This is a genomic window from Streptomyces sp. TAA204, from assembly GCF_000424965.1.
Map to the genome: position 1 here is coordinate 191,613 of NZ_AUKW01000004.1, position 25,036 is coordinate 216,648.

Below are 25,036 nucleotides of genomic sequence, written 5' to 3' on the forward strand. Positions count from 1 at the left end.
CGGATCGCGGACGGATGAGGAGGGCCCCGACAGATGGCCGCAGGCGCCTCCCGGGTCTTCGTCTCGCACCTCTCCGGCATCGCCGTCTTCGACCCCAACGGCGATCAGGTCGGGCGGGTGCGCGACGTCGTCGTCATGCTGCCCGGCCCGGGTGAGTCCCGGCCGGGCCGTGAGCGGGCGCCGGGCGTGCTGGGGCTGGTCGTCGAGGTGGTCAGCCGGCGGCGGGTCTTCCTACCCATGACGAGGGTGACGGGCGTGGAGTCCGGCCAGGTCATCACCACCGGCGTCGTGAACATGCGGCGCTTCGAACAGCGGCCCGCGGAGACGCTGGTTCTGGGCGAGCTGCTGGACCGCCGCGTGACCCTGGTGGAGACCGGTGAGCAGGTCACCGTCCTGGACGTGGGGATGCAGCAGCTCCCGGCCCGGCGCGACTGGCAGATCGACAAGGTGTTCGTACGCCGCATGCGGCGCGGTAAGGGAGGTGCGCTCAGACGGCGCGGGGAGACCCTGACCGTCGAGTGGTCCGCCGTCTCCGGTTTCGCGCTGGAGGAGAAGGAACAGGGCGCGGCCACACTGCTCGCCACGTTCGAGCGCATGCGCCCGGCAGACATCGCCAACACCCTGCACCACCTGACGGCAAAACGCCGGGTCGAGGTCGCGGCGGCGCTCGACGACGACCGTCTGGCGGACGTACTGGAGGAACTGCCCGAGGACGACCAGATCGAGATCCTCGACGAACTGCGTGACGAACGCGCCGCGGACGTCCTGGAGGCGATGGACCCGGACGACGCCGCCGATCTCCTCTCCGAGCTGCCCGAACCCGACAAGGAACGCCTGCTGCAACTCATGCGGCCCCAGGACGCGGCCCCGGTACGGCGGCTGCTGTCGTACGAGGAGGGCACGGCAGGCAACATGATGACGACGGAGCCCATCGTGCTCCAGCCCGACGACACCGTCGCGCTCGCGCTCGCACGGGTGCGCAACCAGGACCTGTCCGCGCCGCTCGCCGCGCAGGTCTTCGTGTGCCGTCCCCCGGACGAGACCCCGACGGGGAAGTACCTGGGCGTCGTGCACTTCCAGCGGCTGCTGCGCGACCCGCCCTTCACGCTCGTCGGTTCGATCGTCGACACGGACCTGCGTCCGCTGCCGCCGGAGACGACGCTGCCGTCGGTGAGCAGCTACCTGGCGACGTACAACATCGTGGCGGCGCCCGTCGTCGACGAGGACGGGCATCTGCTGGGCGCCGTCACGGTCGACGACGTGCTCGACCACCTGCTGCCCGACGACTGGCGCGAGGACGCGGCGCGGGGGCTTCCCGGTGGGGGCGGAACGAACGCGGAGGGAGTCGCACCCCATGGCCGCTGAACGGGGCCGGGACAGGGACCGGGAGCGCGAACGGGAGAGGGAACGCGAGCGGGAACGGGAACGGAACAGCCGCGGCCGGCTGGACGTGCCGCGCGCCCCGCGCCGCCGGCTGCTCCCGGAGTACGACCCGGACGCCTTCGGGCGGCTGTCCGAGGAGATCGCACGCTTCCTGGGCACGGGCCGCTTCATCGTCTGGATGACGTTCGTCGTCGCGGTCTGGATCGCCTGGAACGTACTGCTCCCGGCGCCGCTGCGCTTCGACGAGTACCCGTTCATCTTCCTGACCCTCGCGCTGTCGCTGCAGGCGTCCTACGCGGCGCCGCTGATCCTCCTCGCGCAGAACCGCCAGGCCGACCGCGACAGGGTCAATCTCGAACAGGACCGCCAGCAGAACGAGCGCAGCATCGCCGACACCGAGTTCCTGACCCGCGAGATCGCCTCGCTGCGCATGGGGCTCGGCGAGGTCGCCACCCGCGACTGGATCCGCTCCGAACTGCAGGAGCTGGTCAAGGACCTCGAACACCCCCGGCAGCAGCCCCCCGGTCACGGGACGGCGGAGGCGCGGGAGGCACGCCGGGGCCCGGACGATCAGATGTGACCGCTCAGACTCCCCGCGCCTTCGGGCGTACGGCGGCACGGCCGTACCATTTCGGCATGGCTACCGACACTCCCCCGGACTCCGCACAAGAGGGGGTTCCCGCAGCGACCGCTCCCACCGAGGACGCGGTACGCGCCGCCCTCGCGACGGTGAACGACCCGGAGATCCACCGGCCCGTCACCGATCTCGGCATGGTCAAATCGATCGACATCGCGCCCGACGGCGGCGTCGACGTGGGGATCTACCTCACGGTCTCCGGCTGTCCCCTGCGCGAGACGATCACCGCCAACGTGACCGAGGCCGTTCAGGGCGTCGCGGGCGTCACCCGCGTCGGCGTCGAACTCGATGTGATGAGCGACGAGCAGCGGCGCGAGCTGGCCTCCTCGCTGCGCGGCGGCAAGGCAGAGCGTGAAGTTCCCTTCGCGCAGCCGGGATCGCTGACGCGCGTCTACTGCGTGGCCTCCGGCAAGGGCGGTGTCGGCAAGTCCTCGGTGACCGTGAACCTCGCGGCGGCGCTGGCCGCCGAGGGCCAGAAGGTCGGCGTCGTCGACGCCGACATCTACGGCCACTCGATCCCCCGGATGCTGGGCACCGACGGGCGGCCCACACAGGTCGAGGACATGATCATGCCGCCGTCGGCACACGGTGTGAAGGTCATCTCGATCGGCATGTTCACGCCGGGCAACGCTCCGGTGGTCTGGCGCGGCCCCATGCTCCACCGCGCGCTCCAGCAGTTCCTCGCGGACGTCTACTGGGGCGACCTGGACGTACTGCTGCTCGACCTGCCCCCCGGAACGGGCGACATCGCCATCTCCGTCGCGCAGCTCGTGCCCAGCGCCGAGATCCTCGTCGTGACCACGCCGCAGCAGGCCGCCGCGGAGGTCGCCGAACGCGCGGGCTCCATCGCCGTGCAGACCCACCAGAAGATCGTCGGTGTGATCGAGAACATGTCGGGGATGCCCTGCCCCCACTGTGACGAGATGATCGACGTCTTCGGTACGGGCGGCGGCCGGCGCGTCGCGGAGGGCCTGACGAAGACCACCGGCGCCGACGTTCCGGTGCTGGGCGGCATCCCGATCGACCTGCGGCTGCGCGAGGGCAGCGACGAGGGCAAACCGGTGGTGCTGAGCGACCCGGACTCCCCCGCGGGCGCGGCCCTGCGGTCCGTGGCGGACAAGATCGGCGCCAGGCAGCGCGGTCTGTCGGGAATGTCACTCGGTCTCACGCCGAGCAACAAGTTCTGAGCCGTACGGCCGCCGGCCGTGCGGGCCGCCCCAGAGGCGGTCGCGGCCATGCGTAAGGGGCGCCCTCTCCAGGGAGGGCGCCCCTTACGTGGCTCACGTGCCTGTCAGCGCTGCGGGCCGGAGCCCTCACCCTCCCGCTGATAGGCGGTGATGTCCTTGACGACGGCGAAGCCCAGGCCGTACGCGCTCATCCCCCGCCCGTACGCCCCGATGTGCACGCCTTCCTGCGCCGCGCCCGCGAGTACCCACCCGTACTCGGACTCGCGGTAGTGGAAGGCCGTCGGGACACCGTCCACCGGCAGGGTCAGCGTGGACCAGCCGGTGCCACCCAGGTCGTCTGCGAGTTCCCAGGCCACCCCGGTCTGCTGGTCGAGCCAGTCCTGCCGCAGTCCGCGTTCCATCTCCTGCGGCCACGTGCACGACAGCAGACCCGAACCCGCGAGCCACGCCGCCGTGGAGACCGAGGTGGCCTCCAGCACGCCCGTCCCGTCCGCACTGCGCCGTACGGGACGGCTGGCGACCGTGACCGTGACCGCGAAACGCTGGTTCTCCGGATTGGCCTCCACCTTGAGCGAGGGGACCTCGCCGTGACCCGTCGAACCATGCTCGACCGTGCCGTCCGCCGTCGAGCCGACCTGCATCAGCCAGCGCGGGCCGGTGAACGCCTCATCGAGGCCGTACCACGGAAAGGAAGCCGTCAAGAACCCGTCCATCGCCCGCTCTGCACCGGATTCCTCCGGCACGGCGGGCCCGGGTTCCCCGGCCACCCGACTCGTCGTCTCCATCTGCGCGACGCCTCCTCATTGCCCTGTGCCACGGGCAGCCTGCCCCCCTCGGACGGCGAACCCCGGACACAGGGAGGATAGCCACACGCGGTCTCGGTTACGGGCTTGACCAAACATCGGACCGACATCGGGGACGTGAGATGCGCCTCTCAGGTGAAGCCGATGAGGCAGATGGTGCGAGCGGTGCGCGGCGTGAACCGAGAGGCTCAGGTGGCGTCGGCGTCGAAGGGCGGCGGCTCGCTCCGCGGCCCGCTCACCGGGCGCTCCTTGCTGAGCGGGTCGGACGTCGCCACGCCCGTGCCCTCGCCCTTCCGCAGGTTCGCGCGGCCGCCGTTCCTGCTGCCGCCGCTGCCGGAGGAGCCGTTCGCGCCGCTGCTCTCGCTGCCGTTCACGGCGTCCGTGACATCCGCCACGTCCTTGCGGAAGTCGAAGCCGTTGCGGATCTCCTTGATGCCGAGATCGTCCTCGTCGAGGAGGTGCTTGCGCGCGAAGTTCTTGGGGTTCAGGTCGTCGAACTCGAAGTCCTTGAACTCCGGCCCCAGCTCGGAGCGGATGTCCTCCTTGGCGTTGTCGGAGAACGCGCGCACCTTGCGGATGAACCCGGCGACATCCTGGATCACCTTGGGCAGTTTCTCCGGCCCGAAGATGAGCACGGCGAGGATGACGAGCGCGACCAGCTCGAGGGGTCCTATGTCGAAGAACACCTTGCAGCTCCCTCATCCCTCGTGGATTCGCGGGCAGTACGGCCCTTCCTCACGGTACCCGCAGTGACGCACCGGGTGGGAGCCCGCCTCGGCATCCGCCCGCCGAAGGTCACCTGTCCTCACCCCTCGCGGAAAGGTCACCCGTCCTCACCCCTCGTCACCCGCCGATCCGAGCTTCAGCCGCACCGAGCGTGTGTCACCGTCCCTGCGCAGGGTCAGATCCAGACGGTCGCCCGGCCGGTGGCTGCGTACCTTCACGATCAGCTCCTCCGCACTGTGCACCTCGTCACCGTCTACGCGCGTGATGACGTCACCCGGTTCGATGCCCGCCTTGTCGCTCGGGCCACCGGGCACGACAGGCTTCCCGCCCGCGTCCGACCGCTCGACACGTGCGCCGTCACCGGCGTAGGCCATGTCCAGCCGGACTCCGATGACCGGGTGCGTCGCCCTCCCGTCGTTGATCAGCTCCTCGGCGACGCGCTTGGCCTGGTTGACGGGTATGGCGAAGCCGAGGCCGATGCTGCCGCCGTCGCCGCCCCCGGGGAGCCCGGAACCGCTGCCGGCCGCCCTGATGGCGCTGTTGATGCCGATGACACGGCCCCGGCTGTCGACGAGGGGACCGCCGGAGTTGCCGGGGTTGATCGGCGCGTCCGTCTGGAGGGCGTCCACATAGCTGGTCCCACCGCCCTCCGCGTCGCCGCCGGCGGTGATGGGACGGTTCGTGGCGCTGACGATGCCGGAGGTGACCGTACCCTCCAGATCGAAGGGAGCACCGATGGCCACGACGGGATCTCCGACCCTGGTGGAGTCGGAGTTGCCGAGCGGCAGCGGGTCGAGGCCGGAGACTCCCGAGACCTTGACGACGGCGAGGTCGTAGCCGCCGTCGGTGCCGACGACATCTCCCTCGGTGGACTGGCCGTCGTGGAAGGTGACCCTGACTGCGCCGTCTGCGGCGGCCGACTCGACCACGTGGTGGTTGGTGAGGATGTGACCGCGCTCGTCGAGCACGAAACCGGTGCCGGTGGCCTCCCCCTCCCCGCCGCCGACATGAAGGGTGACGACCCCGGGCAGCGTCCGCTCGGCTATGCCCGCCACGCTGCCGGCCGCCCGCCGGGCACTCTTGTCCGCGGCCGCCTGCGGCAGTTCGACCTCGCTGACGCCTCCGTCGCGTTCGAGGTGTGCCCCGACCAGGCCGCCAGTGCCGCCGGAGACCACGGCCAGGACGAGCGCTCCGGCGACCGTCCGCCCACGCAGGCCGCGCAGCTTGCGCAGGCGGCTCCGGCCGCGTGCCGCGTCGGGGGCCGGCGGAGCCCAGGGGTCGTAGCGCAGCGAGGGAGAGGGCCGCTCGGACAGCGGCGGATGCGCGGAGGGCGGCCGTCCGCCGGCCTCCGCGGGGACCGGGGGGACCGAGGGAGGCGAGGTGGGCGGGAGCACAGAGTGCGCGGAGGGCTCGGAGGAAGCGGGCGCCGGGACGTGCGTACCGTGCGTGGGCGTGGCACCGCCGGGAGGCGGGGAGGGCGGCGCGGCGAGGTTCGTGCCGTGCGGTGGCGTCGTGGCCGGGGGAACCGCGACGCCATGGGCAGGAGTCGCCGTCGGACGCTGGACGAGCGGGGCGAGAGCCCAGGGGCCCGGCCCGCCGTAGGGCGGCGTGCCGTACGGGTCGACGCCGTGCAGCGGTTGAGCCTCGGACCGTACGGGCTCGGGCTGTACGGGCTCGGGCTGTGCGGCCTCGTCCCGTGCGGCTGCGGGAAGGGCGTCCGGCTCGTCCGCGGTCGGCACCGCGGAGGGCACCGGTGTCCCGGCTCCGCCCGCCGCCGCGTCGCCGGACGCGTCCTGCTCCACGTCCCGGGACGGCGGTGCCGCCGCGGGAGCTGCCGACTGCGCCCCGCGTGGATTCCGGCGTGGACGGCTCCACCACCTCGGCTGCGACCCGGTGGCCTTCCCCTCGTCCATGCTCTCTCCAACTGTCCGCCCCGCAGGGCAAATCGCCCTCGCCCCACCGGAATTCAATCAGGTCCGGTGGAGGGACGCAGCGAAGCCGGGCGTCAGCCCCGGGGCGATGCCGCGGTGCCGGCCGGAGAGGACCGGGGGGCGCTCTCCCGGGGCTCGGTGCCGTAGGAGTTGTAGGTGACGCCGGGCAGCGCGGACGACGGCGTCGAGGCGAAGAGGGCGTTGCGCAGCAGCGGATAGTCCCTCTCCCGCTCGCTCTTCGCCGCCGGGGGCGCGGAAGGCGCGGCCCAGGGAGCGGCGCGGTGGAACGCGGCGTCGCGGCCAGCCTTGACCGGTGCGCCGGCCGTACCGGCGGACGTCGTGCTCACGCTCTGGGCGCCGCCGGCGCGTTCCTCGCTCGCCCCGGCACCTCCGTCACGGCGGCGGCGGTCACGCTCGGCACCGGAGGCGGCCGTCGACGTACGCACCGAACTGGCGGACGCACCCTGGGAGTCGCCCTTGGCGGCGGCGGGTGAGCTTCCCGCCATGCTCCCGGAGCCCAGCCCGCCTCCGAGCGCGAGCGCGGCCAGCGAGACGGCACCCGCCGCGGCGAAGGCGAAACGCCGGCTGCGCCACGACACCCGGTCCGGTTCGTGTATACGGAAGCCGCGGTCGGGGGAGAGAGCGCTGCTGCCGCGCCCGCCCCGCAGGTAGTCGAAGGTCCAGGGGGAGTGGCCGCCACCGCCGCGGCCGTCGAAGCGGTCCTCGTCGTCGGCGGACGTGCGCTCCCGCGGGTCCAGGGGGTCTTCCGCGGGCAGCCCCTGCAGCCGCGCCAGCAGGCCGTCCGAGGGGGGCGGCGGCGCGGTGTCGGCGAAGACGTTCTTCACGCGGCGCTGAGCGTCGGCCTCCGCCTTGCAGTTGCGGCACGTCGCCAGGTGGGCCAGCACGCGTTCGCGTGCGTCATGACCCAGCTCGCCGTCGATCAGGGCCGCGAGGCGGTCGCCGAGATGCTGCTCGGCGGGAGTGAGCTCCCTCTCCCGGAGCGGCAGTTGACGTCCCATGTCCGTGCCACTCACGCGGCACCGACCTCCCCGCTTCCGACGGCGGGGGCCGCGGCGCTCAAGGCACGCTGCTGCTCCGCCCGCGCTTCCGGCGAGCGGTGCTGCAGCGCCTTGCGCAGCTGCGAACGTCCCCGGTGGATTCGGCTGCGCACGGTGCCCAGCTTCACGCCGAGCGTCGCGGCGATCTCCTCGTACGACAGCCCCTCGATGTCGCAGAGGACCACGGCGGCCCTGAACTCCGGCGCTAGCGTGTCCAGAGCCTGCTGCACGTCGGCGTCGAAGTGGGTGTCGTTGAAGTGCTGCTGAGGGGTGGGCTCACGGCTGGGCAGGCGCTCCGCGGCGTCGTCGGCGAGGGCGTCGAAGCGGATGCGCTGCTTGCGCCGCACCGTGTCCAGGAAGAGGTTCGTGGTGATGCGGTGGAGCCAGCCCTCGAAGGTGCCGGGTGTGTACGTCGACAGGGAACGGAAGACACGGACGAAGACCTCCTGGGTGAGGTCCTCCGCGTCGTGCTGGTTCCCGGTGAGGCGGTAGGCGAGGCGGTAGACCCGCGCGCTGTGCGTGCTGACGATCTCCTCCCACGTGGGAGGCGTCCATGCCTGCTTCTCCGCGTCGGTGTCGAAAGTCGCCGTGATCGCGGAATCGGCGGCGTGGCCCTGGTCAGCAATGTCGCTCACGGATTTCGGCTCGCCCGCAGACCTGCGGAAACGCTTGAGCATTCCACGGTCCCGGACAGCAGCCGCACCTCCCCTGTCGGCTCTGGTGGTGTCCAGTGGAGCCCCTACCATAGCCACCTCGCCCGTTAGCTCCGGATAAGCACTTTTGACCGGCTCTCGATCCCGCCGCTCCGCTTCCCCCACCGACGTCACCGTTTCCCCCCGGACGTCCACACACACCTTCCACCCCATTTCAACGCCCGGTCCCATCAGCGGGTTCCCGGGGCAGCGGATACAGTCACCGTTGCGGTGGAGGACGGGGACAGGAGAGGGCCATTACCGGCAACCGGCAGTCGAACTGGGCGTTCGCCGACGCCTACGGCGCCGAGCTCGTCGACGACGCCGAGAACGCGGCACTGCGCTGGGCCCGTGAGCGGGCCCGGCAGGCAGGCGTGCGCCCGGTCTCCGCCGCGACCGGCGCCACCCTGCGTCTGCTGGCCGCCACCGCGGGTGCCAAGGCGGTGGCGGAGATCGGCACCGGCACCGGCGTCTCCGGCATCCACCTGCTGGCCGGAATGCGCCACGACGGGGTGCTGACGACGGTGGACGTCGACCCCGAACAGCAGCAGTTCGCCCGGCACGCCTTCCGCGAGGCCGGCTTCGTCGGCAACCGCGCGCGCTTCATCCCCGGCTCCGCCCTGGACGTACTGCCCCGCCTGGCCGACGGCGGCTACGACATGGTCTTCTGCGACGGTGACCGTGCCGAGTGCCTCGACTACCTCGGCGAAGCACTGCGCCTGCTGCGCCCCGGCGGCCTCGTCTGCTTCGAGGGCGTCTTCGCGAACGGCCGTACGGTCGATTCGGCGGCGCAGCCGACCGAGGTGCTCAGACTGCGCGAACTGCTGCGCGCCGTACGGGAGAGCACCGCGCTGGTGCCGTCACTGCTGCCGGTGGGCGACGGCTTGCTCTGCGCCGTCAGGCGCTGAGGGGCCGCGCCGTCAGGCGCTGAAGGCGTCCGTCACGTGAGGCACGTGAGACCCGTGCGGCACGGCACATGTGACACATCACACCGTACGTCCGGAATGCACCTCCGGAGTGCGCCTCCGGCGTCCGGTCACATGCTGCTTTCCGCGTTCCGCATTCGTTCGGGGTTCTGGGTTCTGGGTTCTGGGTTCCGCGCTGTTCGGCCGGACGCCCACGCAGCTGCCCCGGAGCACCATGCGTGCTCCGGGGCAGTGGAAGGCCCACGGAAGGCGTCCGGTCGTCGGTCTGCCGCAGCCGTGCGTCGGCTGTCCGGGCGTTCAGCCGCAGACCTTCTTCAGCTCCTCGCCGAGCGCAGTCGCTTCATCCGGGGTCAGCTCGACGACGAGTCGCCCACCGCCTTCGAGCGGAACGCGCATGACGATGCCCCGCCCCTCCTTGGTCACCTCGAGCGGGCCGTCACCCGTCCGCGGCTTCATGGCCGCCATGCTCGTTCCCCTTCCTGAAACCAGCTGATCGCAGCCGACAACTCGCGTGTCACCGGCATCGAACACATTGCTCCTCGGTCATTATCCCGCATGGCAGGACCCGATGACCAACAAGAGGTCGCATCACTTCTGCCTCGCTCTCACACAAAACCACCCATTCCGTCGGTGAGGCTGCGATACTGCTCCGCTCCAGCCACCGGATGTCCCCGCGTCCGGCTCCGATCCGCACGGACCTCACACATCCCGGCGGAGGCCGACCCTCCGGTGACACCCTGTCGGTGCCCGATGATCTGGGCCATGCTGGCCCCATGTCGGACACCGTGCTCTATGACGTGACCGAGGGTCTCGCGACGATCACCCTCAACCGCCCCGATGCGATGAACGCGCTCAACAGCGAGCTCAAGTCGGCTCTGCGCGACACACTTCGCCGGGCGGCGGCGGACGAAGCCGTACGGGCCGTGCTACTGACGGGCAGCGGGCGCGCTTTCTGCGTCGGCCAGGACCTCAAGGAACACATCGACGCTCTGGAGAACCGCCCGGGAGACGCCCTCAGCACCGTCGGGGAGCACTACAACCCGATCACGCTCGCCATCGCCGGCATGCCGAAGCCGGTCGTGGCGGGCGTCAACGGCGTGGCCGCGGGCGCCGGCGCCGGATTCGCCTTCGCCGCCGACCACCGGCTGCTCGCGGAGTCCGCCGCCTTCAACACCTCCTTCGCCGGCATCGCGCTCACCGCGGACTCGGGCATCTCCTGGACGCTGCCCCGGCTTGTCGGCCCCGGCCGCGCTGCGGACCTGCTGCTCTTCCCGCGCAACGTGCGGTCGGCCGAGGCTCTCGAGCTGGGCCTGGCGCACAAGGTCGTACCGGACGCGGAGCTGGCCGACCAGGCCGCGGCGGTGGCTCAGCAGCTCGCCCAGGGGCCGACGGCGGCCTACGCGGCGATCAAGGAGTCGCTGGCCTTCGGCGCCGGTCACACCCTGGCCGAGACCTTGGAGAAGGAGGCGGAACTCCAGGTGCGGGCCGGTGCCTCGCAGGATCACCGGGCGGCGGTGGAGGCCTTCGTGAAGAAGGAGAAGCCGCGCTTCACAGGGCGGTGACCCCGGGCGGTGCCCCGGCCCCGGGCGGGACGCCGCGGCTCACGCGGCGCCTCCCCCGCGCCCGTCGTCGCGCGCGCGGTCGCGCGCCCAGCAGCCGGCCAGGTGGTCGTTGACCAGACCGCACGCCTGCATCAGTGCGTACGCCGTGGTCGGGCCGACGAAGCGGAAGCCCCGCTTCTTCAAGTCCTTGGCGAGCGCGGTCGACTCCGCCGTCACGGCGGGGACGTCGGCGAGCGCACGGGGCACCGGGTCACGCTCCGGACCGGGCGCGAACGACCAGATCAGCGCGTCGAGTCCGCCTTCGCCGAGCGAGGCGGCGACCCTCGCGTTGCCGACGGCGGCCTGGATCTTCGCGCGGTTGCGGATGATGCCCGCGTCGGCCAGCAGCCGGGCCTCGTCCGCCGCCGTGAAGGCCGCCACCTCCTCGATCCGGAACCCCGCGAAGGCGGCACGGAAGCCCTCCCGGCGGCGAAGGATCGTCAGCCAGGAGAGCCCCGACTGGAAAGCCTCCAGGCACAGCCGCTCGTAGAGTGCGTCGTCACCGCGGACCTCACGGCCCCACTCGGTGTCGTGGTACTCGGTGTAGTCCTCCGCCGTCAGGCCCCAGGGGCAGCGCAGCCGACCGTCGGGCCCGGGCAGGGCACCGCCCTCAGCGCTCATCGCGCCGCTCCTCGGAGCCCCGGCCGAACTCCCCGCCCCAGGCGGGGTGCCCAGCTGCGGAGCCACGGCCCATCGCCGCCGCCTGTGCGCCCGCCAGCGCGGACTCCAGCTCGGCTATGCGGGAGTCACGCTCGGCGAGCTCGGCGGCGAGCCGGTCCAGGATGTCGTCGACCTGCTGCATCCGGTACCCGCGGGCGGCGACCGGAAGGCGCAGCCCGTCCACGTCGGCACGGCTGACCGGGCGGCCGGCGGGCAGCGGCTCGTCCAGTTCGTCGGGCGGAGCGTCGGCGAGCCCCCCGAGAGCGGCGCCGCCCGGTCCGTCGCCGCCGCTGCCCACCACGGCGAGCGTGACCGCGGCGACGACCACGGCAAGCGAGATCAACAGGAACCAGAACACGCCAACTCCCCGACGTCCGTCCAGATGACTAAGGCTGTCTGTGCTCCCCGCATCGTGCCACGCCCCGCCGACACCTCGTCCCGGTCGCCCCAAGGACGGCCACGGGGAGCCGGTTAAGGTCGGCGTCGGGGCGGAACCGGCGTGGAACCCCCTGTGCCGATCGAGAGGATGGCGGATGCTGCGCCTGGGGACACGCGAGTTCGGCCCGCACGAGAGCGTGGTCATGGCCATCGTGAACCGGACGCCGGACTCCTTCTACGACCGGGGCGCCACCTTCCGCGACGAGCCCGCCCTGGAGCGGGTCGAGCAGGCGGTCGCCGAGGGGGCCGCCGTCATCGACATCGGGGGTGTGAAGGCGGGTCCGGGCGCGGAGGTGACCGCCGAGGAGGAGGTCCGGCGCACCGCGGGCTTCGTCGCGGAGGTCCGCCGCCGTTACCCGGACATCGTCATCAGCGTCGACACCTGGCGGCACGAGGTCGGCGAAGCGGTCTGCGCCGCGGGCGCCGATCTGATCAACGACGCGTGGGGAGGCGTCGATCCGGAACTGGCCGGGGTCGCCGCGCGGCACGGCACCGGCCTGGTGTGCACGCACGCGGGCGGGGCCGAACCCCGTACCCGCCCCCACCGGGTGCGCTACGACCGTGAGGGCGGCGTGGTCGCCGACATCCTCGATGTGACACTCGGGCTGGCCGAACGTGCCGTCGCGCTCGGAGTGCGCGGTGACGGCATCCTCATCGACCCGGGACACGACTTCGGCAAGAGCACGCGGCACTCGCTCGAGGCCACGCGCGGGCTGGGCGAGATGACACGCACGGGCTGGCCGGTGCTCGTCTCGCTCTCGAACAAGGACTTCGTCGGCGAGACGCTGGACAAGCCGGTCAAGGAACGGCTGACCGGCACCCTCGCCACGACCGCGGTGTCGGCGTGGCTCGGTGCCCGGGTCTACCGTGTCCACGAGGTGGCCGAGACCAGGCAGGTGCTCGACATGGTGGCGTCGATCGCGGGACACCGTCCGCCGGCGGTGGCCCGGCGCGGGCTCGCCTGAGCCGCCTGCATGCCGGTCCGTCCGTGCCCGTCCGTCCGTGCCCGTCCGTCCGTGCCGGTCTGGGCGGCACGGCGTCCGGCGGACACGGCTTTCACGCCCTCCACCGCCTTCACGAGGGCACGGACGGACATCACGGGGAAGCGCCTCACCCGGCCCCGGGCAGGCCGGGGAACCGGCTCACCCGGCCTCCTTCGTCACCACCGCGACGGCCTCCTCGATGTCGTCCGTGACGTGGAAGAGGTCCACGTCCCGCGCGGACGCCTTGCCCTGCGCGACGACCGAGCCCTGCAGCCAGTCGATCAGCCCCTGCCAGTACTCGCTGCCGAAGAGGACGATCGGGAAGCGGGTGACCTTCCGTGTCTGCACCAGGGTCATCGCCTCGAACAGCTCGTCCAGGGTGCCCAGGCCGCCCGGCAGCACCACGAACCCCTGCGCGTACTTCACGAACATCGTCTTGCGCACGAAGAAGTAGCGGAAGTTGACGCCGATGTCGACGTACTGGTTCATGCCCTGCTCGAAGGGCAGCTCGATGCCCAGCCCGACCGAGGTGCCGCCCGCCTCCAGGGCGCCCTTGTTGGCGGCTTCCATCGCTCCGGGGCCGCCTCCCGTGATCACGCCGAAGCCGGCCTCGGTGAGCGCCCGCCCGATCCGGACGCCGGCCTCGTACTCCGGCGAGTCCAGGGGCGTACGGGCCGAGCCGAAGACGCTGATGGCGGGACCGAGTTCGGCGAGGGCGCCGAAGCCCTCCACGAACTCCGACTGGATCCGCATCACCCGCCAAGGATCCTCGTGCACCCAGTCGGACGGCCCGGTGGTGTCCAGCAGCCGCTGGTCGGTCGTCTCGGTCTGCATCTGCTTGCGGCGGCGCACGACCGGCCCCAGACGCTGCTCCCGAGGCCCTCTTCCCCGCTCCGGGCTGCTCATCTCCTGCTCCCTCCGGCCGACTGCGATCATTCTGGTTCAGCGTACGCAGGGACGGGACGGGCAGAAGTGACGCACAGCGGTATCCCCGCCACCGAGTCGGTGTCCGTCCGTCCTGTGACGCTCTACGGGAACGTCCGCCTGCCGCTCTTCGTGCCGCCGTACCGCCGCCGCGCGTACCACCGCCCCGAACCGCCACCACCCCGTAACGCCACCGGTGCGGCCGGTGCGCCGTTCAGGCCGTCAGCCATGCACGCAGACGGTCCTCGCAGTGGAGGATCCTCGCCGTCTCCACGTGCTCGTCGCGCTTGTGCGCCATGTTCGGGTCGCCGGGCCCGTAGTTCACGGCGGGCACACCGAGGGCGCTGAACCTGGAGACGTCCGTCCAGCCGTACTTGGGCAGCGGCTCGCCGCCGACGGCGTCGATGAAGGCCTTCGCCGCCGGATGCGACAGCCCGGGCAGCGCGCCGCCCGAGGTGTCGTCGACCGTCATCTCCCACTCGCCGCAGCCGGCGAAGACCTCCCGCACGTGTGCGACGGCCTGTTCCTCGTCGATGTCGGGCGCGTAGCGGTAGTTGACGGTGACGGTGCACGCGTCGGGGATGACGTTGCCCGCGACGCCGCCCTCGACGCGTACGGCGTTCAGCCCCTCGCGGTACTCCAGCCCGTCGATCACCTTCCGACGCGGCTCGTAGGCGGCGAGCCGGGACAGGATGGGCGCCGCGGCGTGGATCGCGTTGGAGCCCTTCCAGCTCCGCGCTGAGTGCGCGCGCAGCCCCGTGGTGCGCAGCTCGACGCGGAGCGTGCCCTGGCAGCCGCCCTCGACCCGTCCGCTGGAGGGCTCCAGCAGTACGGCGAAGTCACCGGCGAGCCAGCCGGGGTGGGCGTCGGCGATGTGGCCGAGGCCGTTGAGGTGGGCGGCGACCTCCTCGTTGTCGTAGAAGACGAAGGTCAGGTCGCGGTTGGGCTCCGGCACCGTCGCGGCGATGCGCAGCTGGACCGCGACGCCCGCCTTCATGTCGCTCGTGCCGCAGCCCCACAGCACGCCGTCCTCGTCGAGGCGTGAGGGCACGTTCTCCGCGACGGGCACGGTGTCGATGTGCCCGGCGAGGATGACCCGTTCGGGCAGGCCCAGGTTCGTACGGGCGACGATGTTGTTGCCGTGCCGGTCGACACTCAGGTGCGGCAGCGGGCGCAGTGCGGCCTCGACGGCGTCGGCGATCGCCCGCTCCCCTCCGCTCTCCGAGGGGATGTCGACGAGCCGCGCGGTGAGAGAGGCGGCGTCCTGCTGCAGGTCGAGTGTGTGGTGCGGCATGAACCAAGCCTACGGCCGGGGCCTGTTGGCCTACCGGCTACCTTTGTGCCCGTGTCCCGCTCCGATTCCCGTCCCCAGAATTCCCGCGCGAGGGCCCTGCGACTGGCAGCGGCGTGCGCGGTGCTGCTCGTCCTCGCCGGTTATGTGGTGACACGGTACGTCACCGGCAGTACCGGCCCCGCGCGGTGCACCGTCGCCACGGCCGGAGCGCATTCGGAGGACTACGAGGTCGAACCGGAACAGGCGGTCAACGCCGCCACCATCGCCGCCGTGGGCTCCCGGCGCGACCTGCCCGAGAGGGCCGTCACGATAGCGCTCGCGACGGCCATGCAGGAGTCCTCGCTGCGCAACATCGCGCACGGGGACCGCGATTCGCTCGGACTGTTCCAGCAGCGGCCCTCACAGGGCTGGGGCACCGAGCGCCAGATCCAGGACCCCGTCTACGCGTCGGGGAAGTTCTACGACCGTCTCGTGCGGATTCCGGGCTACTCCCGCCTGCCGCTGACCGTCGCCGCGCAGCGCGTACAGCTCAGCGGCTACCCGCAGGCGTACGCCAAACACGAGTCCAACGCGGCACTTCTCACCTCGGCGCTGACGGGCCGCCGTGCCGCCGCGTTCAACTGCACGACGGGGCGTGGCGGCGGTGACGGCAGGGCGGGCAGCCCGGCGCAGGTGCGTGAGCGGCTGGTACGGGAGTTCGGAGAGGACGTGCTGTCCGGTGCGAAGCCGCAGGCGTCCGCCTCAGCCGGCAAGGGGGGCGGGGGAAGCGAGGACCTGCGGGAGAACGCGGTCCGTGCGCCCGCGGGCGACGGCGAGCCGGAGGTACGCATTCCCGCAGACGGTGACCAGCGCGGCTGGGAACTGGCGCACTGGGCGGTGGCGAACTCCGCCGAACTGCGCATCACCCAGGTCTCGTACGGCAACCGCGTCTGGGACTCCTCCAGCTCCGAAGAGGGCTGGCGCAAGCAGGACGAGGACGGTGCCGCGCCCGGCCCCGGACGGACGGGCGTGAGCGTGCGGCTGGCCGCCGGGTAGAGGACACACGGCCCGGCCACGTTCCGGGGCCTCCACCTTCGGGGGATTGCTTGCACGTCCGATGGACGCCGCGAGGGTCGCTCCCCCATGCCCTCACACGCTCCAACACTCCCGCGCATGCCGCTTCTTGGCGCCTCCGCGGCGGGTCAACTTCGCAGCCTGGAAGGCCGTTTGGGAGAGCGGATCATGTGACGCATTGCAAATCCTTTACCCCGGCGACCCGCAACTTTCCGGCCTCCCGAGGCGATAGGCACAGCGCCCGACCCGGCAAGTCTCCGGCAGAGCGGGCACCACGAATTCCGTAGCAGTAGATCTCTCCGTCAAAGGAGCAACATGTCCCTCCCTCTCACGCGCCGGATCGCCAAGACCGTGCTGCTGACGGCCGCGGGCGCCGTCTCAGTCGTCGGTACGGCCGGTGCCGCGAGCGCCGCCGAACTGCCGTCGACCGCAGACGTGGGCGGGCTGAGCAACCTGGACACCCCGGACCTCGGCAACTCCGTCGACGGAGCGCGGAGCGCCCACGGCCTCACCCCCAAGAGCAGCAAGGGCACCCTCGACAAGGCCGCCGACAACGCCACCGGGACGACCGCGCCCGAGGCCCTGGGTGTCGCGGGCCAGGCCTCCGACCAGACCCACAAGACCGTACGGGACCAGGCGCCGCAGGCGACCGCCGCTGTGCCGAACGCGCAGGCCCCGGGCCAGACTCCGGCCAAGGGCACCTCACCGGCCGAGGCCCTGCCGACCGAGAGCGGTACGCCGGTCGAGGGCCTGGCCAACGGCCTGCCCGGCAACACCCTCAACGTGAAGAACCTGGGGCTCGGAGTCTGAGAGCTCGCGCGGCCCACCGTGTGACCACGGACAGGGCGCACACCGGCGAGGGCCGCGGCGTCAGTTCCGCGGCCCTCGTCGCGCGTGTACTTACGACGACAGGCGCCGCACCGCCGCCGCCACACGTTCGTCTGTCGCCGTGAACGCGACCCGTACGAACCGCTCTCCGGCAGGGCCGTAGAAGTCGCCCGGCGCGACGAGGACGCCCAGTTCGGACAGGCCGGCGACCGTTTCCCAGCACGGCTCGTCCCGTGTCGCCCACAGATACAGCGACGCCTCGCTGTGCTCGATACGGAAGCCGCGGCCCTCCAGAGCGTCACGCAGGGCCGTGCGCCGGGCGGAGTAGCGGTCCCGCTGCCGCGCCACGTGCGCCTCGTCACCGAGCGCGGCGACCGTGGCGGCCTGTACCGGGGCGGGCACCATCATCCCGCCGTGCTTGCGGACCTGCAGCAGCTCGCCCAGTACCGCCGCGTCGCCGGCCACGAAGGCGGCGCGGTATCCGGCCAGGTTGGAGCGCTTCGAGAGCGAGTGGACGGCGACGATGCCGTCGCAGGTGCCGCCGCAGACGTCCGGGTGCAGCACGGAGACCGGGTCCGCGTCCCAGCCCAGCTCCAGGTAGCACTCGTCGCTGACGAGCAGCACCCCGTGCTGCCGGGCCCAGGCGACCGTACGGGTCAGCTCCTCCGCGTCCGTCACGCGACCCGTCGGGTTGGAGGGCGAATTGAGCCAGAGAAGACGCAGACCGGCCGGGTCCAGATCGTCCACGGGTGAGTCGTAGACGACCGGTTCGGCCCGTGCGAGCCGGGCGCCCACCTCGTACGTCGGGTAGGCCAGGCGCGGGTGGGCCACCCGGTCCCCGGGGCCGAGGCCGAGCTGGGTCGGCAGCCACGCCACGAACTCCTTGGACCCGACGACCGGAAGCACGTTCCGGTGTGTCATGCCGGACGCGCCCAGGCGGCGTTCGCACCAGCCGGTGAGGGCGTCACGCAGTTCGGCCGTCCCCCACACCGTCGGATATCCGGGGCTGTCGCCGGCGTCGGTGAGCGCGCTCCGGATCACATCCGGGACCGGATCGACGGGCGTGCCGACGGAAAGGTCGACGATGCCGTCGCGGTGCGCCGCCGCGGCGGCCTTGTACGGCTCCAGCCGGTCCCACGGGAAGGCCGGGAGCAGACCGGAGACGGGTGAAGGGGGCACGGGACGAACTCACTTTCTGCTGTGAGACACCGTGGTCCCGCACGGCAGCCGGCCTGGGCCGGCTTGCTGTGCGGGACCACGAAGACGCGGACGGCCGAACTCCGCCAGGGAGCGCGGGCAGAGGCTGCGGGCAACTGGTGCCCGGCGCCTCACCCGTGGATCACTCGTCGTGGCTCTGGGGAGGGAGCGCGGCGATGACCGGGTGGTCCCGCTCGATCAGGCCGAGCTTGCTGGCGCCGCCGGGGGAGCCCAGCTCGTCGAAGAACTCGACGTTCGCCTTGTAGTAGTCCTTCCACTCCTCGGGAGTGTCGTCCTCGTAGAAGATCGCCTCGACCGGGCAGACCGGTTCGCAGGCTCCGCAGTCGACGCATTCGTCCGGGTGGATGTACAAGGACCGCTGGCCCTCGTAGATGCAGTCGACGGGGCACTCCTCGATGCAGGCCTTGTCCTTAAGGTCGACACAAGGCTCCGCGATGACGTAGGTCACGCTGTCGTTCCTCCTCAATAGGGCCGGCGGACCGGTGTCCGGCTCCGCCGCTGGGCGCGCGGGAGCGCGGCGTCGTCGATGCCCGTCCTAGTATCTCCGTTCCCGGTGCGGAGACGAACAGGAGGGGCGGGTAGAGCTGTGGAATTCACCACGGGCGGACGTCTTGAAGTCCGGATCACCGCGTCTGACGTGGGGAAACGTGTGTCCGTGAGGTCTTTGACCGAATCCGGCGGACGGCACGCCACCTTCACGGACACCGTAGGAGTTCTCACATCCTGGGACGAGGGCGTACTGCACATCACCCGCCGTGGTGGACAGAGCGTACCGATCGCGGAGACGGCGGTGGTCGCCGGGAAGGTCGTCCCCGACGCCCCGGCCCGGCGGCGCGGACTTCCGGCGGCCGGTGTGCGCGAACTCATCCAGGTGGCGGCCCGCGGCTGGCCCGCCGTGGAGACGGAGCCGATGGGCGGATGGACCCTCCGGGCGAGCGCCGCGCGGCATCCCGGGGGAGAGCGGCACGAAGGGTTCACCGCCCGCGCCAACTCGGTACTGCCGCTGGACGATCCGGGCCTTCCGCTCGACGAGGCGGTCGCCCGGGTGGAGCGCTGGTACACAAAGCGCGGGCTGGTGCCGCGCGTACAGGTCACCACCGGCGGCGAGCGGACCGACGAGATGCTCACCGCGGAACTGGACCGGCTCGGCTGGAGGGGTGAACGGTACGCGGTGCTGCGCATCGCGCCGCTCGCGCCGCTCGCGGACCGGGAGCCCGACAGCCGGGTGCAGCTCAGCCGCTCACCGGACACGGAATGGTTCTCGCTCCACCGGCGCGCCGCTGAACAGCCCGGCGTGGCGTGGAAGGTGCTCACCGGCGGTCCGTCCGTCCTCTTCGCCAAGGTGCCCGGCGCCGGCGGTTCCGCCTCCCCGGACGCGATCGGCCGCTGTGTGGTCGACGGACGGTGGGCAGGCTTCGCCGCGATCGAGGTGGCCCCCGCCAGCCGCCGCCGGGGACTGGCGACGGCGGTGATGGCCGAGTTGGCGCGCAGGGCTCTCGATGAGGGTGCCTCCGCCGCGTACCTGCAGGTGGAGAGTGACAACGAGGCAGCTCGCGAGCTGTACGACGGGCTGGGCTTCGCCGACCACCACTCCTACCACTACCGCCGCGCACCGCAGGGGGATCAGCATGAGTGACGAGGCGGAGAGCACTGAGGAGAACGGGAACCGGCACCGCTTCGCCGAGGCGGCACGCGACGAGCGTCCCGATCTGGCGCTGCTGTGCCTGCTGATCGGTGCCGAGGCTGCGACGGTGCCCCCGGTCGGCCCGGGGCACCGGCCCGCACCGTCCGAACAGCCGGAAGCGCCGGAAGCGCCGGAAGCGCCGGAACGGCCGGTACAGGAGAGCGGACGCGGACAGCGGAACGCCCCGCAGGACGGACCGCAGGACGGACCGCAGGACGGACCGCACGGGACGAACGGCGTGCTCGACGCGGAGATCGAACTCGACCGGCTCGCCGGTCTGTTGCCGTACTCCCCCGCACGCACTCCGGAACAGTGGGCCGAAGCGCTCCGCCGTCTGCTCGGTGAGGAGTTCGGCTTCGGCGGCGACGCCGCCGACTACCGGCGCCTGGAGTCGTCCCTGCTCCAGGCGGTGCTGCGGCGCCGCCGCGGGCTGCCCATCCTGCTGTCGGTCGTGTGGATCGAGGTGGCACGGCGCGCGGGCGCACCGGTATACGGCGTCGGCCTGCCCGGACACTTCGTCGTCGGGTTCGGCGACCCGTCCGGCAGGCACGCCCTCGCTGATCCGTACGGCGGCGGGCGCGAGCTGTCCTCCGGTGACGTGGAACGGCTCATCGCGGGCGCGGGTGGCGCGGGTACGCGCGTACCGGCAAACGTCCTGCAGCCCGCCGGACCGCTGGAGATCGTCCTGCGCATCCTGAACAACATCCGCGCCTGGGCCGCCGCCCGTCCCGAACAGTCGGCCGTGCAACTGTGGGCGCTGGAGCTGTCCCTGCTCCTTCCGCACCATCCCGCACGGCTGCGCCACGAGCACGCCCGGCTGCTCGTCGAACGCGGCGAATTCCTCACCGGAGCCGCCGAGCTGGACGACTACGCGGCCGTCGTCGAGCCGGTCGAGCCGTCGGCGGCCGAGACGGTGCGCGGCGAGGCGCGGGCGGCCAGGGCACGGCTCAACTGAACGACCGGGGAGGCCGCGCGCTGAGGAGCCCGGCTCACCGTGCGTTCAGTTCGATCTCCTGGACGCGCTCGGACGGGGCGGTCTCCTTCAGCGCGAGCCTCAGTGCCCCTGCCACGTCCTGCGGCGTGACGGGGGTCTTGCTGCCGTCCCCGCGGGTGATCCTGACGCCGTCGAAGGTCGTGCCGTACAGGTTCTTCAGCACGGGCAGGTCGTAGGTGTCGACCAAAGTTCCGTTGACCGGCTTCATGGACAGGAACTTCGGCAGCGACTTCTCGGGGCTGAACTGGATCGAGGCGTTCCCGGCCTTGATCGTCACCAGCCCGGACATCGCCGGTTTCCCGAACTCCTCGATGGCCCGGTCGAGTTCCTTCTTGCCTATCCTCGGCTGCTGCATCGTGACGGGCAGTTCGACGGGGCTGTTGTCACCCGTGGCGGCGCGGGTGCGGTAGGCCTGCTCCAGGGCGGGTGCGGCCTTGTCCGGGTCGATGCCCTTGTGCGGCTTGCCGGGGACGGCGACCGCCTTGCCGTCGACGAACTTGACCATGCCGTCCTTGGGGGCGCCGCCGTCACCGGTCTCCTTGGAGATGTCCGTCAGGGCGGATGCCATCTTCTCCTCGTCCACCCGCAGGGCCGGCTCGGCCTCCCGCTGGACGCCGAAGAGGGAGCCGATGACGGTGACGGGGTTGTAGTCCCGCCCGGCGACCTTGCGCACCGTGGCCTCGGTGTCCAGGGTCAGCCCGGCCACGCTCGGCTTGAGCTGGGCCTTCTCGTCGTTGGCGAGGATGGTGAAGGGCTGCGTCGTACGGTCGCCGAACGCCGCGTCCAGCTTGTTGACGGCATCGTGTCTGGTCGTGTTGCCGATGTCGACTCCGAGGACCGTGGTCCCCTTCGGGACATCCGAGTGGTTGAGCAGCAGTCCGGTGCCGTATGCGATACCGATCAGCGCGGCGACGCCGACCCCGGCGAGCATGAGTTTGGAACGCCCGCCGGAGCGCTCGTCCTCGCCGCTGTCGGCGCTCGTGGCCCGGCCCGGGACGTCCAGCTCCCCGTCCTGCTGACCGGGGTTCTCAAAGGGCGAACTGTCGGAGGCGCCCCCCGCTGCGGGGAAGCGCGGCACCCCGCCGACGAGCGTGTCGCTCGCGACGTGGTCGTCGCCCGGGTCGCCCGGAACGCCGTGGCCCTCGCGGCTGCCCCGGCCGGGCCGGTACATCTCCTCGCCGGTGCCGCCCGGCGCGAACGGCGCCGGCCCGGTGCCCAGTCCGAGGGTGGAGCTGACCGGCGGCTCTCCGGGCGGGGTGCCCGTGTCGGGGCGCGGTGCCAGCGGCATCTCACCGCTCGCCGGGCCGGTGGTGGGCCCGGGCGCGCCGCCGGGGCCGCCGGCCCGGGGCACTCCGGCGGCGGGTGTTCCGGTGTCCAGGTCGTCGAGCAGCCCGTGGATGGCGCTGCGGGGAGGACCGGAGAAGTGCTCGCCGCTGCCCGGCCCGCCCACGGCCGGAGTGCCGTCGGCCGGGGTGTCGGTACGGCCGAACGGGTAGGCGCCCGTGTCGTAGGGATCGGGGGAGCCGTAGGGGTCCTGGACGCCGTAAGGGCTGCCGACACCGTAGGGGTCGCTGGTGCCGTACGCCGGTTCGCCGCTGCCCGGCGACGCGGCGGAGTCCGACCGGCCACCGGGACCTCCGCTGCCGCCGGACGTACCGGAACCGCCGGAAGTCGCCTTGCCCTTGCGGGGAGCGAACCAGTCGCTGGTCTCCTGCGTGAACTCGCCGCTGGAGGCGTCGGACGGGTGCGGAGCGGCGGGTGTGCCCGGCTGCCCGGGAATCGGCGCACCGCTGCCGGCCGCCGGTCCCGGTGGGGCAAGCGGACGCGCGTCACCGGCCGCGAACGGCTGCGAGGTCCCACCCTCGGAACCACCGCCGGACTCGTCGTCGTCCTTGACGGGCTTGCGCATCACGACGGGCGGGATGGGCCGCGAACCCGGGATGTTGATCCGGATGCGGGTGGTGAGGGTCGTCTCGGTCTTGCGGTCCTTCGGCGGCTCTCCGGTGCCCGCGTTCGGATCCGAGCCCGCGGCCGGCGCCGTCCCGGCGTCGGCTGAGTCCCCCGCGGCGCCCGGCCCGTACGGCTCGGTGCCCGGTGGGTACGAGCCGCCACGGCCATGAGGCCCGGAGGACGAACGGTCAGTTTCACGACTCAAAGCAGGTACTCCCGGTTGGGTTCGCCGCCCATCATGCTTGTTCCAGAGCGGCTCGCCGGCGCGCACCACCATACTTGGGGTCGCCGTCCGGGGACCCGGTCCCACGAAATCACCTGGACAGCGGCTCCGTCAGCGGTACTTGTGCCCTGGCACCGGCGGTGCCGGCAGCGCGATCGTGGCACACATCACAGCGGCGAGCATCCCGCCCACTAGAAAGACATATGAACCGATCCCGGCCCCGAAGAGGAAGTCGCCCTCGGGGCGGGCCGAGGTCAACAGCACTACGGCCAGCGCCCATCCGACACCGGGAAAGGCGGCTCCGAGACGGGTTCGGCAGAACTTGGCACCGCCCCAGAACAGTCCGGCCGCCCCCGCGAGTGCGAGCAGCAGGCCCCCGGGGAACCAGCCGCTCTGCACGAGCGATCCCGCCGTACCGGCCAGCGCACCGAGCACGAGAAGTACGAAGTAGACAACTGTGCGCACCGACCGGGCGGCGGGCACCGGCTGTGGCCACTCGGCCGGCACACCGCTTCCCGGCCGCCCGTCACCGCTGCGGCTGAAGTCGCTCATACGCCCGCTCCCGCGAACAAGTCCTCTGCGACGGTGCGCCCACGGTTGTCTCCGGGGCCCGCCGCACGGTAGAACTCCGTGCTGAGCAGCGGCTGCCCGAGGCCGTTGGAGAGCGCGAAACAGTCACCGTCCACGCTGATCTGCGTGGCGTGCGCGCGCATCGCAGCCGCCTTCGCCTCCGCGTACGCCGAGCCGTCGATCATCACGTCGACGAGAGCGGGGTCCTCCAACAGCCCCGGCACATCGGCCGGTTCCGCGACACCGGGGAACCGACGGGCCGCACCGGAGCCCGCCGCGGCGCCGGGGCCGGCTTCCCGCCGCAGCCGCGCGAAGCCGCTCTCCAGTGCCTCGCGGGGAACACAGTTCCAGTAGATCCGCGGCACCTCGTGTGCCTCACCCGCCTCGGGCACGCACCGGGGGTCCGCCGCCAGCCGTGCCGCCCGCATGGCGACGCGGTGCGCCTGGATGTGGTCGGGGTGGCCGTAGCCGCCGTCCGGGTCGTAGGTGACGAGCACCCCGGGACGCACCTCGCGGATCACGGGGACCAGATGCAGGGCCGCCTCGTCGACATCCGCCCGCCAGAAGCTGCCGGGGCGGTCGTTCGTGGCCAGGCCCATCATCCCGGAGTCGCGGTAGCGGCCGGGGCCGCCGAGGAATCGGTGGTCGTCCACGCCCAGTTCACGCATGGCGCGGGTGAGTTCGGCCATACGGTGACGCGCCAGCGGGGTCAGCCCGCCGGAGCCGTCGTCCCCGGACGTCCCGCCGGCACCGGCCGGCGCCGGCGGACCCGAGGGCTGCTGCGGCGCCAGGTGGGCCAGCTCGGGCGGGATGACTTCGCCCTCCTCACCCAGGGTGCAGGTCACCAGTGACACGTGGGCGCCCTCGGCGGCGTACTTGGCCATCGTGGCACCGTTGTTGATCGACTCGTCGTCGGGGTGCGCGTGCACCAGCAGCAGACGGCGGTCAGGGACTGCGCTCATGCCCCTGACCCTACGGCCCCTCCTGTGGAGTCAGAACTTGATGTCCCCGAGCATCCCCGCCACGTTCGTGGTCAGGTCGCTGATGGTGGGAGCGACGGAAGAGCTGGCCAGGTAGAAGCCCAACAGCACGCAGACCACCGCGTGTCCGGCTTTGAGCCCGGACTTCTGCACCAGCAGTACGACGATGATCAAGAACAGCACGACCGCCGAAATCGAGAGTGCCACGGCGGTTCACCTCCAAGTTCGCGGTCGGCAACGGTTCCGGACAGCGTGAGCCCATGACACGGGCGGGCCACCGGCTTCATACCCGG

Annotated in this window: 26 protein-coding genes; 10 read left to right on the forward strand and 16 right to left on the reverse strand. The window is 71.9% G+C overall.

Going from position 1 to position 25,036, the window contains the following annotated elements; translation table 11 throughout:
• Nucleotides 1–33: 33 nt before the first annotated feature.
• The 3 genes from H343_RS29790 to H343_RS0109180 are packed head-to-tail and all read left to right on the forward strand — an operon-like array spanning nt 34 to nt 3,207.
• Nucleotides 34–1,365 carry a magnesium transporter MgtE N-terminal domain-containing protein gene (locus H343_RS29790; protein ID WP_051264862.1) on the forward strand — a complete coding sequence of 444 codons (1,332 nt, stop codon included), beginning with the start codon at nt 34–36 and terminating at the stop codon, nt 1,363–1,365.
• Nucleotides 1,355–1,963, forward strand: a complete 609-nt coding sequence (locus H343_RS29795) for a DUF1003 domain-containing protein (protein WP_051264864.1) — start codon at nt 1,355–1,357, stop codon at nt 1,961–1,963. Before H343_RS29790 ends, H343_RS29795 begins: the two co-directional genes overlap by 11 nt.
• Before the next feature lie 56 nt (nt 1,964–2,019).
• Nucleotides 2,020–3,207, forward strand: coding sequence for an Mrp/NBP35 family ATP-binding protein (locus tag H343_RS0109180; protein WP_028430882.1), 1,188 nt, complete (start codon nt 2,020–2,022; stop codon nt 3,205–3,207).
• 104 nt (nt 3,208–3,311) lie between these two features.
• Here the strand turns inward: H343_RS0109180 and H343_RS0109185 are convergent, their stop codons facing one another.
• The 5 genes from H343_RS0109185 to sigE all read right to left on the reverse strand — a co-directional run bounded on the left by H343_RS0109185 (nt 3,312) and on the right by sigE (nt 8,471).
• On the reverse strand, nt 3,312–3,992 hold the full coding sequence (locus H343_RS0109185; protein ID WP_028430883.1) for a hypothetical protein: 681 nt from the start codon (nt 3,990–3,992) through the stop codon (nt 3,312–3,314).
• 206 nt (nt 3,993–4,198) lie between these two features.
• On the reverse strand, nt 4,199–4,696 hold the full coding sequence (locus H343_RS0109190) for a sec-independent translocase (RefSeq protein ID WP_028430884.1): 498 nt from the start codon (nt 4,694–4,696) through the stop codon (nt 4,199–4,201).
• A 147-nt stretch (nt 4,697–4,843) separates the two neighbouring features.
• Nucleotides 4,844–6,649, reverse strand: coding sequence for a trypsin-like peptidase domain-containing protein (locus H343_RS0109195; RefSeq protein ID WP_028430885.1), 1,806 nt, complete (start codon nt 6,647–6,649; stop codon nt 4,844–4,846).
• 92 nt (nt 6,650–6,741) lie between these two features.
• Nucleotides 6,742–7,686 carry an anti-sigma factor gene (locus H343_RS29800; protein WP_051264866.1) on the reverse strand — a complete coding sequence of 315 codons (945 nt, stop codon included), beginning with the start codon at nt 7,684–7,686 and terminating at the stop codon, nt 6,742–6,744.
• An 11-nt stretch (nt 7,687–7,697) separates the two neighbouring features.
• On the reverse strand, nt 7,698–8,471 hold the full coding sequence (sigE, locus tag H343_RS0109205) for an RNA polymerase sigma factor SigE (protein ID WP_078505279.1): 774 nt from the start codon (nt 8,469–8,471) through the stop codon (nt 7,698–7,700).
• 203 nt (nt 8,472–8,674) lie between these two features.
• Between sigE and H343_RS0109210 the strand changes: the two genes are divergently transcribed.
• Complete coding sequence (locus H343_RS0109210; RefSeq protein WP_028430887.1) at nt 8,675–9,325, forward strand: O-methyltransferase; 651 nt, start codon at nt 8,675–8,677, stop codon at nt 9,323–9,325.
• 315 nt (nt 9,326–9,640) lie between these two features.
• On the opposite strand, the gene H343_RS34110 is transcribed toward H343_RS0109210, so the two are convergent.
• On the reverse strand, nt 9,641–9,808 hold the full coding sequence (locus H343_RS34110) for a DUF3117 domain-containing protein (protein WP_016469583.1): 168 nt from the start codon (nt 9,806–9,808) through the stop codon (nt 9,641–9,643).
• Between the two features lie 308 nt (nt 9,809–10,116).
• Here H343_RS34110 and H343_RS0109220 point away from each other — a divergent pair, with 308 nt between their 5' ends.
• The gene (locus H343_RS0109220) at nt 10,117–10,905 is read left to right on the forward strand and encodes an enoyl-CoA hydratase-related protein (RefSeq protein ID WP_028430888.1); all 789 of its coding nucleotides are present in this window, start codon (nt 10,117–10,119) and stop codon (nt 10,903–10,905) included.
• Nucleotides 10,906–10,944: 39 nt separating this feature from the next.
• Here H343_RS0109220 and H343_RS0109225 read toward each other — a convergent pair whose 3' ends face one another.
• Together H343_RS0109225 and H343_RS29805 are read right to left on the reverse strand one after the other, a co-directional pair.
• Nucleotides 10,945–11,565 (reverse strand): DNA-3-methyladenine glycosylase I, encoded by a 621-nt coding sequence (locus H343_RS0109225; protein WP_028430889.1) that lies wholly within the window; start codon nt 11,563–11,565, stop codon nt 10,945–10,947.
• The gene (locus H343_RS29805) at nt 11,555–11,962 is read right to left on the reverse strand and encodes a DivIVA domain-containing protein (protein WP_078505282.1); all 408 of its coding nucleotides are present in this window, start codon (nt 11,960–11,962) and stop codon (nt 11,555–11,557) included. The genes H343_RS0109225 and H343_RS29805 overlap by 11 nt, the downstream gene beginning before the upstream one ends.
• 175 nt (nt 11,963–12,137) lie before the next feature.
• On the opposite strand from H343_RS29805, the gene folP reads away from it, so the two are divergent.
• Nucleotides 12,138–13,007: a dihydropteroate synthase gene (folP, locus tag H343_RS0109235; protein WP_028430890.1), complete on the forward strand. Its 870-nt coding sequence runs from the start codon at nt 12,138–12,140 to the stop codon at nt 13,005–13,007.
• A gap of 177 nt (nt 13,008–13,184) precedes the next feature.
• On the opposite strand, the gene H343_RS0109240 is transcribed toward folP, so the two are convergent.
• Together H343_RS0109240 and dapE are read right to left on the reverse strand one after the other, a co-directional pair.
• Nucleotides 13,185–13,931 (reverse strand): LOG family protein, encoded by a 747-nt coding sequence (locus H343_RS0109240; protein ID WP_028430891.1) that lies wholly within the window; start codon nt 13,929–13,931, stop codon nt 13,185–13,187.
• Nucleotides 13,932–14,163: 232 nt separating this feature from the next.
• A complete protein-coding gene (gene dapE / locus H343_RS0109245) occupies nt 14,164–15,243 on the reverse strand; it encodes a succinyl-diaminopimelate desuccinylase (protein ID WP_028430892.1) in 1,080 nt (359 codons plus the stop codon).
• 51 nt (nt 15,244–15,294) lie between these two features.
• Here dapE and H343_RS0109250 point away from each other — a divergent pair, with 51 nt between their 5' ends.
• Entirely contained in the window at nt 15,295–16,278 is a 984-nt protein-coding gene (locus tag H343_RS0109250) for a VldE C-terminal domain-containing protein (RefSeq protein ID WP_028430893.1), read from the forward strand.
• A 333-nt stretch (nt 16,279–16,611) separates the two neighbouring features.
• Nucleotides 16,612–17,106, forward strand: coding sequence for a hypothetical protein (locus H343_RS35855; protein ID WP_028430894.1), 495 nt, complete (start codon nt 16,612–16,614; stop codon nt 17,104–17,106).
• 90 nt (nt 17,107–17,196) lie between these two features.
• Here H343_RS35855 and dapC read toward each other — a convergent pair whose 3' ends face one another.
• Both dapC and fdxA read right to left on the reverse strand, forming a co-directional pair.
• Nucleotides 17,197–18,303, reverse strand: a complete 1,107-nt coding sequence (gene dapC / locus H343_RS0109260; protein WP_028430895.1) for a succinyldiaminopimelate transaminase — start codon at nt 18,301–18,303, stop codon at nt 17,197–17,199.
• A gap of 160 nt (nt 18,304–18,463) precedes the next feature.
• Nucleotides 18,464–18,790, reverse strand: a complete 327-nt coding sequence (gene fdxA / locus H343_RS0109265) for a ferredoxin (protein WP_027764481.1) — start codon at nt 18,788–18,790, stop codon at nt 18,464–18,466.
• A 138-nt stretch (nt 18,791–18,928) separates the two neighbouring features.
• Here fdxA and H343_RS0109270 point away from each other — a divergent pair, with 138 nt between their 5' ends.
• Together H343_RS0109270 and H343_RS0109275 are read left to right on the forward strand one after the other, a co-directional pair.
• Complete coding sequence (locus tag H343_RS0109270) at nt 18,929–19,978, forward strand: GNAT family N-acetyltransferase (RefSeq protein WP_028430896.1); 1,050 nt, start codon at nt 18,929–18,931, stop codon at nt 19,976–19,978.
• Nucleotides 19,971–20,981, forward strand: coding sequence for a transglutaminase-like domain-containing protein (locus tag H343_RS0109275; protein WP_028430897.1), 1,011 nt, complete (start codon nt 19,971–19,973; stop codon nt 20,979–20,981). Before H343_RS0109270 ends, H343_RS0109275 begins: the two co-directional genes overlap by 8 nt.
• 34 nt (nt 20,982–21,015) lie before the next feature.
• Here H343_RS0109275 and H343_RS0109280 read toward each other — a convergent pair whose 3' ends face one another.
• The 4 genes from H343_RS0109280 to H343_RS0109295 form a co-directional block, all read right to left on the reverse strand.
• Entirely contained in the window at nt 21,016–23,175 is a 2,160-nt protein-coding gene (locus H343_RS0109280) for a peptidoglycan binding domain-containing protein (protein WP_028430898.1), read from the reverse strand.
• A gap of 129 nt (nt 23,176–23,304) precedes the next feature.
• Nucleotides 23,305–23,745 carry a DUF6113 family protein gene (locus H343_RS0109285; RefSeq protein ID WP_486586835.1) on the reverse strand — a complete coding sequence of 147 codons (441 nt, stop codon included), beginning with the start codon at nt 23,743–23,745 and terminating at the stop codon, nt 23,305–23,307.
• A complete protein-coding gene (gene mshB, locus H343_RS0109290; protein WP_028430900.1) occupies nt 23,742–24,725 on the reverse strand; it encodes an N-acetyl-1-D-myo-inositol-2-amino-2-deoxy-alpha-D-glucopyranoside deacetylase in 984 nt (327 codons plus the stop codon). The genes H343_RS0109285 and mshB overlap by 4 nt, the downstream gene beginning before the upstream one ends.
• A gap of 30 nt (nt 24,726–24,755) precedes the next feature.
• Nucleotides 24,756–24,950, reverse strand: a complete 195-nt coding sequence (locus tag H343_RS0109295) for a hypothetical protein (protein WP_028430901.1) — start codon at nt 24,948–24,950, stop codon at nt 24,756–24,758.
• Between the last annotated feature and the right edge of the window lie 86 nt (nt 24,951–25,036).